Here is a 14,600-nt window from a genome sequence, read left to right as displayed (position 1 = left end):
CAACGATCCTCTGTTCAATTGTCTCTGGGGTCTTATTTGGTTGAACGTGCGGTGCACGATTCAACTCGTATAACCCCTCAATTCCTTTTTCCTGGAATCGATTAATGTATTTGTATGCTGTCGTTCGGGATATACCGAATGCTCTGCACAACTCGGTGATGGCGAATTGTCCTGAACGCCATTCGGTAATGAATTCAATTTTCTGCTCCATCGCTGTCGTTTCCTTCCAGGGCATGGCCACCTCCTTGGTTAGCGGATGACCATATCCTAAAAGTGTCAGCGATGTGACGCTACAACTGTAAGCGATGTCCTGCTACTGTACCCCCGTGTCCTCAACGTGCACTTCACTGATCTGGTAATCGCCGGACAGGTGCAGCAGTTTCGAGAAATCATGAATGTCGATCGTCGTGTATTGCTTGAGAACCGTGGAGATCAAATTCGACAGATGCCTGTCGACAAAGGCGCTGTTGGCGACGAACCAGAGGAGCAATACCCCGCTGATGAGGAGCGCGATCGGCCAGAACGGCGAGGACGATCTGTCGACATTGATAAACGAGACGATCAGTGACGATACGGCGGTGACGATCCCGGCATTGCCCAGCAGCATCAGTACGAGCAAAATACGGCGACGGACCGGGTGGTTGACCACCTTCTCCGATTCGTCGGTGGTAAAACCGACGCCGGTAAATGCAGAGCGGGCCTGAAATTTTGCAGATTCCTTCGACAATCCGGTATGGGTCAGGGCAACGGTGGCAACCCGGGTTACCAGAATGGAGAGTGTCAGGACGACAAGGAGGGTTATTACGGAAAGCATCGCGGCTGTCTCAATGATTTAACAAACGACTCACTCCATGAAAGTAATTCCGGAAAAATAACAACAAAAGCAAAAAAACGGGCCGGTGACGCCCGGAATCGCACCACCGGCCACTACAGAGCATACCGGAACTGCTCCGGAACTGCACGACCGCTATTCGGCCATCGTGAAGACGCCGTTTTTCACCTGCACCATGACCATCGAATCAACGCCGAGGCCGTTGTGGTCTTCGGGGGTAATGGTATAGATACCGGATATGCCGACGTAGCCTTTCGTCGCCTCGATCGCGTCGCGCAGGGCCTGCTTGTCGGTGCCGGCTGTTTTGATGGCGTCGGCGACCATCATGATCGCATCCCAGGCATAGCCGGAGTGAGTGTTGATCGGGAACTGCTTGTCGTAACCCTTCTCTTTATAGAGCCTGATAAATTCCTGAATAACCGCCTTCTGCGGATCACTGTCGGCAAGTTCTGCGGCGACCATCAGCTTGGTTGCCGGCATCCGGTCACCCTCGCTGGCGCTGCCGGCAAGCTCCACGTATTTCGGATCGGGCAGTCCGTGGCACTGGAACAGCGGCAGGTCGATACCGAGCTGTACCTTGTTCTTGGCGATGATCGATCCGGCCGGGCCGATGGTCCAGGCGATGAGCGCCTGCGGGTTGCTGTTCTTTACCTTGGTCAACTGGGCCGTCATGTCGGTGTCGCGGGTGCCAAACGATTCCCGGGCAATGATCTCGATTCCGTATTTCGGGGCCAGTTCATCCATCCAGTGGCTGCCGTCCTTACCGAAACCGTCGGCCGCCGACAGCAGCGCAACCTTGGTCAACCCCTTCTCCTTGAGGTAGATAAACAGCCGTTCGACCGCGATACTTGAGCGCTGCGGCGATTTAAACACCCAGGTGTAGGGGCCGAACTTGCCGCCCATGATGACCGGGTCGCCGCCGACGGTCATGAATATTGGCGTTTTCCCCTCGTCAACGACTTTTTTGACGTTCATACCAGTGTCGGTCAGGGTCGGTCCGATGATCGCGACAACGTTGTCCTTGTAGATGAACTTCTTGACGATCGACGCCGTTTTGGCCGGATCGGCCTCGGTGTCGGCGATGACCAGCTCGATCATCCTGCCGTTGATACCGCCCTCGCTGTTGATCTTCTCGACGACCATTTCCGCCACCAGTTTGGTCGGCGTGCCGATGAACGCGGCCCGGCCGGACAGGTCGAACAGCGCGCCGAGCTTGATCGTGTCCTCGGCGAACGCCGACGGCACGGCCAGCGCCAGGGCCAGTAGACTTGCACACAATACTCTGATCATAATGATTTCTCCCCTCGGTTGCGGGCCGGCTCGGCGGCGTAAGCGCCGCCGGGGTCAGCCGTCCCTGCTTGGTGGTTGACGTACCTGGTTTTGGTATCAAACGATGTCATCGACAATCCGGTCATCGAACACCCGCTGGCTCTTGCGCTCCGAGCGGGGCAGTGCCCTGTACTCGACCAGTTCGACGTCGACGGAGACCAACTGCTGCCGCTTGATCTGGTGAGCGGCTTCATGGGCCAGTTCGGCGCCGCGCTGCACCTCGACGCCCTCGGCCCGCTCGACGACGAGTCGCAGGTGATCGCGACCAGCCGCATCCCGGGTCAGGTGAATCTGGTATTCCGAGCCGAGCCCGGGTATCGCCGACAGGATGGTATCGATGCTGCTCGGGTAAATATTGACTCCACGGAACTTGATGGTATCGTCGGACCGGCCCCTGATCCGCGAATGACGCGGCAGAATGGAGCCGCAGGTGCACGGTCCGGGGATGATTCGGGTGATGTCCCGCGTCCGGTAGCGGATCAGCGGCGCCCCCTCCTTACACAGCGACGTCACCACCATCTCTCCCCACTCGCCATCGGGCAACAATTCAAGGGTCTCCGGGTCGATGATCTCAAGCAGGTAATAGTCGCTCCAGTAGTGGATGCAATCATGATCGGAGCACTCGATGCCGGTGCCGGGGCCGTAGAGTTCGGTCAGCCCGGTGATGTCGAACAACTCGGCGCCGCCGAACAATTCGGAGACCTTGGCACGGATCGAGCGGCTGGACCGCTCCGAGCCGTAAATAATCTTTTTCACCGCAATCTTGTCGGCAATCCCGCGACGGTGGATCTCCTCGGCCATCAACAGCGCCATCGAGGCGGTCGAGCAGAAGACCGTGGACTGGAAATCGAGCAGGAACCGAATCTGCATATCAATGTTGCCGGGGCCGAGCGGCACCGCCAGCGCCCCGATCTTCTCGCAGCCCGCCTGGAAACCGACACCCGCCGTCCAGACACCGTAGCCGACGGCGATCTGCACCCGGTCGAGCGGGGTCACCCCGGCCATCTGGTAGCAACGGGCGAAGAAATACTCCCAATCGTCGAGATCTTTCTGGGTGTAGCAGAGCACCTTTCGTTTGCCGGTAGTCCCGGAACTGGCGTGAATGCGGACAAGCTGTTCAAACGGCACGGCGCGCAGCGGGAACGGGTAGCCGTCCCGCAGATCGTCGGCGGTGGTAAACGGGAGCTTGGCAAGATCGGCAAGAGCGGTGATATCGCCGGGGGTGATGCCAGCCTCGTCGAAGGTACGGCGATAGTGGGCGGACCCTTCGTAGGCGTGCCGGACCGTCCACTGCAGTCCACGTAATTGATGGACACGAAGCTGCTCGTCGGTGGTGAACGGCGGCATGAAATCCAGGTTGTGCATATCGGGTTTCTCCAGACGTATATTGGTCAGACCGGCGGCGCCGAGACGACTGGCCGCCGGGTTATCGGTTGAGGCGCCGAGAAAAGCGGCACGGAGCGTGGCATCGTTGAGCAACCGGCGGCTTTCACCTTGCTCGACGATGCGCCCGTTGGCCAGCAGGTAAGCCTTGTCCGATGCCGACAGTGCCCGGGCGGCATTCTGCTCGACAAGCAGGATGGTGGTGCCGCCCCGGGCCAATTGCCTGATGATCGCGAAGATCTCATCGGTAATGAGCGGCGCCAGGCCCAGGCTCGGCTCATCGAGCAGCAGCAGTTTCGGGCCGGCCATCAGGGCCCGTCCCATAGCCATCATCTGCTGCTCGCCGCCGGACAGGGTGCCGGCCAGCTGCCCGGCCCGTTCCCCGAGCTTCGGAAAGCGGGCAAACACCTCTTCCATCCGCCTCGCCTTTTCGGCGCCGCCGAGCGCCAGCGGGATAGCGCCCAGTTCAAGGTTCTCGCGCACCGTCAGCTCACCGAACACCTCGCGCCCCTCCGGCGACAAGGCCAGCCCCTTACGCACCATGCGCGCCGGCGGGGCCTGGGTGACATCATCGCCGTCCAGCACGATACTGCCGCCGGTCGGCCGTACCAACCCCATCACGCAGCGCAGCAGCGTGCTCTTGCCGGCGCCGTTGGCCCCGACGAGGGCCACCGTCTCGCCGCGGCCGACATCGAGGTCGACGCCGAACAGCGCCTGGGCCGCCCCGTAATGGGCGGTCAGATGGCGAATGGTCAGCATCAGGCGGTCGCCTCCATCTGGCCGAGATAGGCCTCGAGCACCACCGGGTTGCGCCGCACCTCGTCGGGGGAGCCGACGGCGATGCAGCGACCGCTGTCGAGCACCACCACCTGGTCGGCGATATCCATGACCAGCTCCATGTCATGCTCGACAAGCAGGATGGTGTGGCCGCCGGCCCGCAATCGCCGGAGTTGCTCACCGACGGCTGCAGTCTCATCGCTGTTCAGGCCGGCCACCGGTTCGTCGAGCAGCAGCAGGTCCGGCCGACCGACCGTGGCCCGCGCCAGTTCGACCCGCTTCTTATCGCCGTAGGCGAGGATCGACGCCGGCCAGGAGGCCTTGTCGGCAAGCCCGAAGCGATCGAGCGCCTCCAGGGCGCGCAGCTTCAACAGCCGCTCGCGGTGCCGCAGGTAGGGCAGACGCAGCATGGCCATCACCATCGACCGGCCGCCTTCGCCGCTGAGTCCGCAGAGCACGTTGTCGAGCACGCTGAGCCGGGGAAAGAGCCGCAGGTTCTGAAAGGTGCGGGCAATGCCGAGACGGCTGACCCGATGCGCCGCCAGCCCGGTGATATCACGCTCCTGGAAAGTCACGGTGCCTCCGGTCGGCGTGTCGACCCCGGTGATGCAGTTGATCAGCGTACTCTTACCGGCACCGTTCGGTCCGATCAGCGCGGTGACCCGGCCCCGGGCCACATCAAAGCAGACCCGATCGAGGGCAGGCAGGCCGCCGAACAGCCGGCTGACGCCATCAAGCCGCAGCATGTTTGCGCCTCCGCAAGGCGATCTTCACCCGAACCAGATCGACGATACCGGTGACCAACCCCTGGGGCAGGAACATCAGCACCAGCACGAGGATACCGCCGTGCACGAAGTCCTTGTAGGTAGCGAACACGTCGACCCATTCCGGCAACAGCGTGATCAACCCGGCCCCGAGCAGCGAACCCCAGATCGAGCCCATGCCGCCGACGACGACCATGATCACCAGGTCCGCCGAGGTGAAGATACCGAAAGAATCCGGACTGACAAACCCGTAACAGTGGGCGAACAGGCTACCGGCCAAAGACGCGAAGACCGCCGACAGCACGAACACCTTGACCTTGGCCCGTTTCGTGTCGACACCCAGCGACGCCGCCGCCGTCTCGTCGCCGGCCAGGCCCGCCAGACCGCGCCCGACGCCGCTGCGTACCAGGTTCAGGCTGAGCAGCAGGCAGAGCATCGCACTCCCCCAGAGCAGGTAGTGGAGCCGGACCTCGCTGTCGAACAGGAAATCGCCCCAGCCGAGAGGCGGAATGCCGGAAAATCCGCTCGGCCCGCCAGTCACCTCGTCCCATTCGAGGAGCACGGTGTGGATCACGAAATTGAAGCCGAGCGTCGCCATCGCCAGGTAGTGACCGGTGAGCCGCAGCACCGGTATACCGATGACCAGCGCGATCAGACCGACCAGTACGGCGACGAGGAGCATCGCCGGCCACGGCGACATGCCGCCGGCCACGGTAGTGACCGCCGAGCCGTAGGCGCCGAGGGCGAAGAACGCGGCATGCCCGAGGGAGATCTGGCCGGCGTAGCCGATAAACAGGTTGAGGCCGAGCACGACGATGGTGTTGATCGCGATCAGGTTGGTCAGGCCGAGGGTATAGGGGTTGTCCTCGATCAAAGGAAAAAGCATCAACGCCGCGGTCAACAGCCCGACGAACAGACCGGTCCGGTGCAGGAAGAGAAAGTAAAGCACCTTATCGCGACGAATCGGACTCACCGGTGTAGCCCCTCGTAAAAGGCCTGCAGGTTCTGCTCGACGAACCGCTCCGGTGCCAGTTTCCTGATCGCTGCAACGCAGGTCTGCTCGTCGCAGAACAGCACCTTGGTCTGGACCGCCCGGCCGAGCAGCACCAGGTTCGACAGTACCGCGTTACCGAGCTTGCGGGCGATACCGGAGGCGTCGAGCCGATCGCCCTCGCCGGCCGTCTCAGCGTTAACCAGCAACGCCCCGCCCGGCTTGAGCAGCGGCCGATGGACCGCCAAGTTGCTTTCCCAGAGCAACAGGCCGACATCGGCCTGGCCAGTTCGGATCAACGGCGAGGCGAAATCGCCGACCTTGATCGTCGAGATGACCGTGCCGCCCCGCTGGGCCATACCGTGTGTTTCCGAAGTCAGGACCGGGATATCGAGATCGACGGCCGCCTGGGCAATGACCCTGGTCAAAAATAGTGCACCTTGCCCGCCGATACCGCTGACGATAATCTGTTGTTTCATGATGGTTCCTTTACTGCTCCTTTATCTCGATGGCCTGGGCCGGGCAAACGTCGATGCAGACGCCGCAGCCGATACAACGATCCTGGTCGATCACCGCTACGCCGAGTTCCTCGTTGAGCGATACGGCCGGGCACTCGAATTCACTGACGCAGATGCCGCAACCGAGACACTCCTCGTTAACAATTACCGTGACCGGCCGGCGCGCCTTCTTGGCAACCGGGTCCATCACGCACGGCCGCCGCGAAATGACCACTGCCACCGAACCGTCATCGCTGCGGATGTACCTGTCGGCCTGTTTCAGGGCCCGGGTGAAGGCGCTCATGTCGTAGGGATCGCAGACCTCGAGATGCTCGACACCGGCGGCCCGCACCAGCGGTTCGATGGCAATCGCCTTGGTCGGCCGGCCGCCGGCGGCGACCCCGAGATGCGGAACCGGCTGGCCACCGGTCATTGCGGTGGTACCGTTGTCGAGGATAACGACGATGATCCGGGCCTGCTGCAACACTGCATTGATCAGCGCCGGGATTCCGGCATGGAAGAAGGTCGAGTCACCGATGGTGACGACAATGGTCGGCACTTCACCGCCGTCAAGGTGGTAGGCATGGTAGAAACCGGCACCCTGGCTGATGCAGGCGCCCATGCAGTGAACGGTATGCACGGCGCCGAGGTTCATGCCGAGGGTATAGCAGCCGATATCGGATGGAAAGATGCCCTCGGGAAACGTCTGTTTGATCGCATAAAAGGCGGCCCGGTGCGGGCAGCCGGGGCACAGCGACGGTCGTTGGCCGCGCTGGGCCGGCACCGACTGGGCCGGTTGTGCCAGATCGAGAAAATCGGCAAGCACCGCGTGGACCAGATCCGGGGTCAACTCTCCGACCCGCGGCACCGCCCCGCTCTGTTTACCGGCACCACCCGGATGGGCCAGCTGCAGCTCGATCACCGGATAGGTCTCCTCGAGCACCAGCACCCGGTCGTAGCCGTCTCGAAGCTTTTCAATGAATGTCGGAGCGAGCGGATACGGCATCAGCACCTGGTAGAGATCGATAGTGCCGGCCAGATCCAATTCATCGAGCAGATCGAGCAGGTGGGCATAGACGATGCCCGAGGCGACGAGAGCCTGTCGCGGCCGGCTGCCGTCGCCCGACGTCAGTCGCGGCTGCCAGTCCGGCTCATCGGCAATAGCCGCCAGATCATTGTTCAGGCCGGTGTGCAGGCCGGGCAGAAAGGCCGGGGTGGCGCACCAGCGCCCCGGGTCGGGAGTAAATGTTGACGGCGCATGGATCGTCCGCACCGCTCCGACCGTCACGCTCTGGCGGGAATGGCAGATCCGAGTGGTCGGCCGCAGCACGATGTTGCGCTGATACTTCTCGGAAAGGGCAAAGGCCGGCTCGACCATCGCCTTGGCTTCCGCCGGGCTGGACGGGTCGAGGACCGGCACCCGGGCCTGCATGCAGAACAGACGGGTATCCTGCTCGGTCTGGGAGCTGTGCGGGCCGGGATCGTCGGCGACGATGGTCACCATGCCGCCGACCACGCCCAGATAGGCGGTGCGCATGAACGGGTCGGCGGCGACATTAAGACCGACCTGTTTCATGATCGCCGCCGACCGCTTGCCGGTATAGCTGGCGGCCAGGGCGACCTCGAAGGCGACCTTCTCGTTGACCGACCACTCGATATGGAGAGGGACGTCGCTCTCGTCGCGTTGGTTGATGACGGCCTGCAGGATCTCTGTCGAGGGCGTCCCCGGGTAGGCGGCAACGACCTGGCAGCCGGCTTCCAGCAGCCCGCCGGCGATCGCCTCGTTGCCCATGACCAGTTGTATCTCGGGTTGTTTCATAGATATCGATTCGTTTTAATGGTTGTTGAATGATCCGGTTATTTTCCCATCAGCCCGTTCGGTCTGACACAGAGCACCAGCAGCAAGACGACGAAGGCGACGACATCCTTGTAGGCGCTGGAGATATAGCCGGCCGACAGCGACTCGAGAAGTCCCAGTCCCAAGCCGCCGAGGATGGCGCCGGGAAACGATCCGAAACCGCCGAGGATGGCGGCCGCAAAGCCTTTCAGGCCAAGCAGCACGCCGACGTCGTAGCTCAGTGTTGTGATCGGCGTGACCAATACGCCGGCCAGTCCGCCGAGCGCCCCGGCGATCGCGTAGCTGGTCAACCGCACCCGACCGGCCGGAATGCCGACGACCGCCGCGGCCGACGGGTTGCAAGCGACCGCCCGCATGCACAGACCGAGCGAGGTCCGGTAGAAGAAAAACATCAGCAGCGCGATGGCGATGACGGTCAACAGCAGAATCCATAACGCCTGCGGCAGCACCGAAGCGCCCATGATGTTGACCGGGGTGTCGGGGGTGAGCGGCGGCACCGCCATCCGGTTCTTGCCCCAGACCAGCTTGATGATACCGCGCAGGATTATCGACAGGCCGACGGTGATGAAAATAAGGACCAGATGGTTCTCCGTTCGGGCCGGACGGAGACCGAACCGCTCCACCACCATCGCCACCGCCGCCACGCCGGCCACGGCGAACAGCAGACCTGGTACCATCGGCAGACCGAGTGCAAACAACGCCGAGAACATCAACATGCCGCCCAGCGAGACGAAATCTACCTGGACGAAGTTGACGATCCCCATGGTATTGTTGACGACGCAGAATCCCAGCGCGATCAGGGCGTAGATCGCCCCGCTGGTCAGCCCGGAAAAGATGTATTGCAGCAGATCCTGATACATGAAAAACGCTCGCCCCCCAGGTCGACGTCTGGCTCCCTGAGTGCGGCAAAGCCGCGGGCATCAGGAGAAAAGAGTTGACTTTCAGCGTCCATGTACTAGCGTGCTAGTACATGGACGCCACCGTAAAATACATTTTGCATTTAGTCAATCATTTGCTTGCCCGGAAAACACCGGAAGCGATGGAAGACGCGTTGCGCGATCTGCTCACCGACAGCGAACTGGCCGAAGTGGCCAACCGTCTGCAGATCTTTGAAATGCTCCAGCGCGGCGTTCCGCAACGGCGCATCGCCGATGAATTGGGCGTCGGCATTGCCACGGTGACACGGGGATCGAAAGCGATCAAGGCGCGCCGGTCCATCGACTGAGCGCAACACGACCAGGTCTCGTCATCCATCCCCGCCCCATATCACGGCCACCCGCTTCAGGCCGGCCGTACGTTCGGAACTGCCGGCGCGCTCACCATCACAAATAACGGCGCCTCGGCCGAATCGTAGGATTAACGAAGGCGATACGGGATTTGGCAATAATCGATACCCCGCGCCGGATCGATACCTCTCTGAGCGAGGAACATGCGCACCGAATTGATCGAGATGTTGCTGTTCGGAGAGGGTCCGACAAACACGTGCTCGAGCTTCGGCGTCTGCCGGACTGGGGCCAGATCGAATTCGATATAGGGGACCAGCACCGCATTGGCCTCACGGAACAGGATGGTGCAGTCATCATAGCTGGTATAGACCGGTGAAACGATGCGCCACTCCTTTTCCTCGCGAAATGACGGATGCTTGAGAATGGCTGCCAGGCGCAACAAGTCCGTTTCGATGAAATCAAACACATCGGCATAGACAGCATGCAGCCGCTCACGGCTTTCCTGACCGGTGAGCCGCTCTTCCACCTGAGACTCCAGTGCGTCGAGCACACGCTCGATAAGGCGTTTCTGGCGGGCCGGCTCGTAGATGCATTTTCCGATCTGAAACCCTTGGCTGTCCGCGCACTCCAAAATATACTCCGAGGAAAATCCAAGGCTGACCCCCTTGCCGTGCGGGCTATAGCCACGCCATTGACTGAGCAGGTTGCCATGTGAACGAAACGAGGAACCGAACAGCAAGTGGCCGTTGGTGATTCGGTGGCTGACCCAGTCGACGAACCGACCGAGCAAGTCCGGCCGGCCCTGTTTGCGCGAGATGCGTTCATGCACCTGGCCACGGATCAAATCAGCGGCATGTTTCAATTCCGCCGAATCGTTCATATAACGGATATCGCTGGCCCACAGCGTGCGGCTGTTGACGATACCGAGCAATCCGCTGAGTGTTGTGTAGTGGTAGAGCAACCCTTTCGGGGTATCAGCAAAGAGACTCTCGGTCAGATGGGTGATATCATCCATGCATTCACCTTCACGGCAGAATCATTTCGACGGCCCCCGCCATATTCCGTCAGAGCTATCGGGTGCCCGTCTCTCTCCACCACCATTGTAAACCACCTCACCCGAGTTGTCTTTTCCTAACCGGAAAGCCCTTGCACCAGCGGCTTATTCGGCCGTTGGTGCGTATCATGCACATCAGTACCATATTCGATGTTCTGACGATCTGAGAACAGTTGCTATACCGAAGAATGTCAGGAAACATCTCTGAAAGCACAATCTACAAAAAGCTTAGGGTTGGCTGTGCAAATCACCAATCTGAGCTCGCCCAATAGTTTGGTGCTATCTACCACGTTAAGGCCCATTCTTCCCTATTCTGAACGCCGAAGAATAACTATAGCGCCATTTTGAGGCATCACCGATGGAGAACGACCCTTATTATTTGGACAAACCTGCACCTTTGTTCCTGCGTGCCATCCTGTCTGGTGTGCCATAGGCCCCTTTATAATAATTTTGGCCTTTTTGGATCGTCACTTCATTGTGTAACCCTTTTTCAGAAAGCGCTTTGGTGATCCTGTCTTTATCCTTATCCTGCTCCATGGGCGTGACTGTTTGCTTTAAACCGTCTATGACATCCTTGACATAGTGATACGGCAAGCCCATGGCCAACTCATCCTTTCCCCATCGGCCAAACCTGCGGGTACCCGAGCACAGCATAGACAAGTTAAAGGTGTTTTCCTCATGGGGATAGGATGTACATTCCTGGCAGATGGCGCAGTTTCCAACCATCTTGATGTTTTTGAGCTGTCCGAAATGATAGGCCCAGGCCTGGACGATTCTCATTGCCGTGTACGGATTGACAATCATAACCACCACGTCAGGGGGTAAAGGAGCGTATGCCTCCAAAGGTTGAATCTCAACCCCTTTGCAATGGCGAACACAATAGACCATATCTTTAGCAACGGATCTGCTGATACAAAGGTTCTTATATACGCCTAAAGCTCTATGCCGTTTTCCTGAATAGGCCTCTTCCACAGGTTTTGCTATCCCTAAGGCCCTGGATCCTGCAATACAAGAGGAATGGCCGAAATCCAATTTATAGGATTGCCCTCTAGTTGCTTTCATCACGGCTGTACAATAAGGCAAGCCCGTTTTCGGTTCCGGAAGATCCGTTTGATCAAACTCCTCTTGATCAAGGACAAATCTTATCCCCACCGGTTTTCTAGACAGTTCCAGCAAACTGTCCAGCCATACGGCTTGGGTCTCATACATTGGCATATCCTCTGTATCTTGTCTTGTTATCAGTCAAAATATTCGTAAAGACCTCCGTAATATTTATAGGCAATGTCCCGTATCTCTTTGCTGCGGAAGGCCTGGACAAGGTCATGGGCCCACTGGGCTTTGGCATTCTCAGCTTTGACAATGACCCCTTGCGGATATTGATCCGGTCGTTGGTCCCTAATCAGGTAGTTATTAAAATCTTTGTCTGCATTTTTCATGTGGCTGAAAAAGGCGATTGCCGCATCCATATCCTGGAGAGAACGAACGGTCTGGGTTTGATCCATCTCGACGAACTTAAAATTTTTAGGATTTTCTACAATGTCAATTAAAGAGACGGTTTTCTTTGAAGGATCAATGGAAAGAATATTCGCATCTGCCATGATTCTCAGGCCGCGATCCATATTCATCGAATCATTCATGATGGCAATGGAAGCGTTTTCGGGCAGGTCCTCAATGCTGGTGTAGCGCTCGGAAAACAACCCCATACCCACAGCAAACATATGCGGCTCAACCATCACAAGATCAGCGTTATTTCTATGATTAAAAATTTGCATAAATGGTTTGTGGACAAGCATCAGCGCCTCCATACTTCCGTCATTGACAGCCACGAGCGTGTTCACATTATTGTTGAATATCTGGTAGGTGACCTTGTATCCTTTTTCTGCCATGACGGGAACAACGGCATCGACAAGAGCCTGTGTGGTTTCTGCACAGGCAATTGATATATCCATTTTCTTTGTCTCAGCACTCTGGACCACCGAAACACCATTAAAGGGCATTACCCGCAGCAAGATTAATGACACCAGTGCCATAAAGATTGCTCGTTTCATTTAAATGTACCTCCTTTTTCTTTTTGTTTTCTATAGATAAACTCCCCACCTCCCTGGATGACAAGCACCATGACAAAGAGGATCAGGACAATTGCATACATCATTACATCGTCAAACCACTGGTAACCATAGGTCAGTGCCACGGCCCCAAGGCCTCCGGCACCAACGGCACCGGCCAGAGTGGTTGCCCCCAGAAAAAGAATGCTCGTGGTTGTGAGGCCGGACACAATTGAATGCATTGCTTCGGGAAACAGCACCCGGAAGATGATCTGCCGGTCTGAGGCTCCAAAAGAGCGGGCAGCAAGGATCAAATTCGGGTCAACTTCCAGGATGCTTGCTTCAATATATCGGGCAATGACCGGAAACGCGGAAAGGGTTAAGGGGACAATGGCTGCTTTTTCCCCGATGGAAGTGCCCACAATGGCCCTTGTCAGGGGTGAAATGGCAACGATCAAGATGATCACAGGAAAGGCTCGGATCATATTAACGATAAAGCCGAGTACTTTATACACCCTTGGATTGGGTTTCAGCCCATGGGGGGAAGTCAATACCAACACGATTGCCACAAGCGTCCCGATGATCAAACCAAGGATCATAGAGAACAAAAGCATTCTCACCGTTGCGCTAACGGCGGGGAGAATAATTTTAGGCATGTATTCAAATAGCCGAGTCGTTTCAAAATCAAGATGTATCAACGGATACTCCTTTCAGCGGGGCTATCATTGTGTGGCACACAGGTCATCTTGCGATCATTAAAAAAGATCAACACTTTTTGAAGATCGTTTTCAGGTACGGCAAGAAAGATATTTCCAAAGCGTTTTCTATTGGTCCGCTCAATGCCTGCAGATAAAATGGTGAAAGGGACAGCGATTTCTCTGGCCATCTCATAGAGAAAGGTATCGGCAATATTTTCGTTTTTTACTGAAACTCTGACCAAAGCTTTTCCATGATGGATATCCATGGGTCTTTGGCCCACCAACTCAAGCAGGGCCTCAGGCTCTTGGAGAAAAACAGATTCCACAGAGCCAGACACGTTTATTCTCCCTTCTGCAATAATGGCCATCTTGTCGCAGATGAGTTTTATGACATCCATTTCATGGGTAACAAAAACAATAGTAAGCCCAAGTTTTTCATTTATGTTTCTTAATAAGTCCAAAATTGACTGGGTCATGCCCGGATCTAAAGAAGATGTGGCCTCATCACAAAGCAGGATCTTTGGTTCCAGGGTAAGGGCCCTTGCAATGCCCACCCGCTGTTTCTGCCCGCCCGAAAGTTCGATGGGATATGCATTGATTTTGTTCTCCAGACCCACCAAGCTCAATAGCTCTTTGGCAATTGCATTCATCCGGGATTTCGAATACCCCCAGCACTGCATGGGTAAAACAACATTTTCAAACACAGTTTTTCGATTGAGCAGTGCGAAATTTTGAAATATCATCCCAATATCTTTACGAAAATGCCTTAACGCATCATCAGACAAACTCGAGAGGCTCCTCGTCATTTCGTGTGGATTTGATATCATAAGATCAAATCCACACGAAATAGCGAGGAGAAACGTATGAATGGCAACGATATCATAGCATTAGGACTTGGATTAGAGAGACCCTGGGAAATCACCGGCCAATCTCTGAACACCGAGTGCACGCCCCACGAACTGCGGATCACCCTGTCCGCTCCACGGGGAAGCAGTTTCCCTTGTCCTGAGTGCGGAGAGCTGTGTAAGGCCCATGACTTCAAGGAAATGACCTGGCGGCATCTCAACTTCTTCCAGCACCATTGCTATATCACTGCCGACGTGCCACGAATCAAGTGCAACGACCATGGGGTTAAAAGAATCACCG

The 14,600-nt window shown here is 57.5% G+C and carries 16 protein-coding genes; 2 read left to right on the top strand and 14 right to left on the bottom strand.

What is annotated here, in order from left to right; all coding sequences use genetic code 11:
* The 9 genes from BUC26_RS21635 to BUC26_RS21595 form a co-directional block, all read right to left on the bottom strand.
* On the bottom strand, positions 1 to 235 hold a 235-nt coding region (locus BUC26_RS21635), incomplete at its 3' end, for a helix-turn-helix domain-containing protein (protein ID WP_143166126.1).
* Between the two features lie 78 nt (positions 236 to 313).
* Positions 314 to 814 (bottom strand): hypothetical protein, encoded by a 501-nt coding sequence (locus BUC26_RS21630; RefSeq protein ID WP_073379389.1) that lies wholly within the window; start codon positions 812 to 814, stop codon positions 314 to 316.
* A 153-nt stretch (positions 815 to 967) separates the two neighbouring features.
* A complete protein-coding gene (locus BUC26_RS21625; protein ID WP_073379387.1) occupies positions 968 to 2,122 on the bottom strand; it encodes an ABC transporter substrate-binding protein in 1,155 nt (384 codons plus the stop codon).
* A gap of 96 nt (positions 2,123 to 2,218) precedes the next feature.
* Positions 2,219 to 4,303: an ATP-binding cassette domain-containing protein gene (locus BUC26_RS24310; protein ID WP_073379385.1), complete on the bottom strand. Its 2,085-nt coding sequence runs from the start codon at positions 4,301 to 4,303 to the stop codon at positions 2,219 to 2,221.
* Positions 4,303 to 5,067 carry an ABC transporter ATP-binding protein gene (locus BUC26_RS21615; RefSeq protein WP_073379383.1) on the bottom strand — a complete coding sequence of 255 codons (765 nt, stop codon included), beginning with the start codon at positions 5,065 to 5,067 and terminating at the stop codon, positions 4,303 to 4,305. The genes BUC26_RS24310 and BUC26_RS21615 overlap by 1 nt, the downstream gene beginning before the upstream one ends.
* Complete coding sequence (locus BUC26_RS21610) at positions 5,054 to 6,058, bottom strand: branched-chain amino acid ABC transporter permease (RefSeq protein ID WP_208609869.1); 1,005 nt, start codon at positions 6,056 to 6,058, stop codon at positions 5,054 to 5,056. Before BUC26_RS21610 ends, BUC26_RS21615 begins: the two co-directional genes overlap by 14 nt.
* Entirely contained in the window at positions 6,055 to 6,555 is a 501-nt protein-coding gene (locus tag BUC26_RS21605) for a 2-oxoacid:acceptor oxidoreductase family protein (protein ID WP_073379381.1), read from the bottom strand. Before BUC26_RS21605 ends, BUC26_RS21610 begins: the two co-directional genes overlap by 4 nt.
* 10 nt (positions 6,556 to 6,565) lie before the next feature.
* The gene (locus BUC26_RS21600) at positions 6,566 to 8,392 is read right to left on the bottom strand and encodes a thiamine pyrophosphate-dependent enzyme (RefSeq protein WP_073379379.1); all 1,827 of its coding nucleotides are present in this window, start codon (positions 8,390 to 8,392) and stop codon (positions 6,566 to 6,568) included.
* Positions 8,393 to 8,430: 38 nt separating this feature from the next.
* On the bottom strand, positions 8,431 to 9,291 hold the full coding sequence (locus BUC26_RS21595; protein WP_073379377.1) for a branched-chain amino acid ABC transporter permease: 861 nt from the start codon (positions 9,289 to 9,291) through the stop codon (positions 8,431 to 8,433).
* A 110-nt stretch (positions 9,292 to 9,401) separates the two neighbouring features.
* Between BUC26_RS21595 and BUC26_RS21590 the strand changes: the two genes are divergently transcribed.
* A complete protein-coding gene (locus tag BUC26_RS21590) occupies positions 9,402 to 9,656 on the top strand; it encodes a Trp family transcriptional regulator (RefSeq protein WP_073379374.1) in 255 nt (84 codons plus the stop codon).
* Positions 9,657 to 9,787: 131 nt separating this feature from the next.
* Here the strand turns inward: BUC26_RS21590 and BUC26_RS21585 are convergent, their stop codons facing one another.
* The 5 genes from BUC26_RS21585 to BUC26_RS21565 form a co-directional block, all read right to left on the bottom strand.
* Complete coding sequence (locus tag BUC26_RS21585) at positions 9,788 to 10,672, bottom strand: DUF2971 domain-containing protein (protein WP_073379372.1); 885 nt, start codon at positions 10,670 to 10,672, stop codon at positions 9,788 to 9,790.
* 414 nt (positions 10,673 to 11,086) lie between these two features.
* Entirely contained in the window at positions 11,087 to 11,920 is an 834-nt protein-coding gene (locus BUC26_RS21580; protein ID WP_161949921.1) for a DUF169 domain-containing protein, read from the bottom strand.
* A 29-nt stretch (positions 11,921 to 11,949) separates the two neighbouring features.
* Positions 11,950 to 12,759, bottom strand: coding sequence for a MetQ/NlpA family ABC transporter substrate-binding protein (locus tag BUC26_RS21575; RefSeq protein WP_073379368.1), 810 nt, complete (start codon positions 12,757 to 12,759; stop codon positions 11,950 to 11,952).
* Positions 12,756 to 13,412, bottom strand: coding sequence for a methionine ABC transporter permease (locus BUC26_RS21570; RefSeq protein WP_073379391.1), 657 nt, complete (start codon positions 13,410 to 13,412; stop codon positions 12,756 to 12,758). Before BUC26_RS21570 ends, BUC26_RS21575 begins: the two co-directional genes overlap by 4 nt.
* A gap of 38 nt (positions 13,413 to 13,450) precedes the next feature.
* Positions 13,451 to 14,239 (bottom strand): methionine ABC transporter ATP-binding protein, encoded by a 789-nt coding sequence (locus BUC26_RS21565; RefSeq protein ID WP_208609867.1) that lies wholly within the window; start codon positions 14,237 to 14,239, stop codon positions 13,451 to 13,453.
* Positions 14,240 to 14,317: 78 nt separating this feature from the next.
* Between BUC26_RS21565 and BUC26_RS21560 the strand changes: the two genes are divergently transcribed.
* On the top strand, positions 14,318 to 14,600 hold a 283-nt coding region (locus BUC26_RS21560; RefSeq protein WP_143166075.1), incomplete at its 3' end, for a transposase family protein.

It is taken from the genome of Desulfofustis glycolicus DSM 9705 (assembly GCF_900130015.1).
GTDB classification, from domain to species: Bacteria; Desulfobacterota; Desulfobulbia; order Desulfobulbales; family Desulfocapsaceae; genus Desulfofustis; species Desulfofustis glycolicus.
The sequence above is the reverse complement of the archived record's forward strand: the minus strand, read 5'-3'. Positions and strand labels throughout refer to the sequence as shown.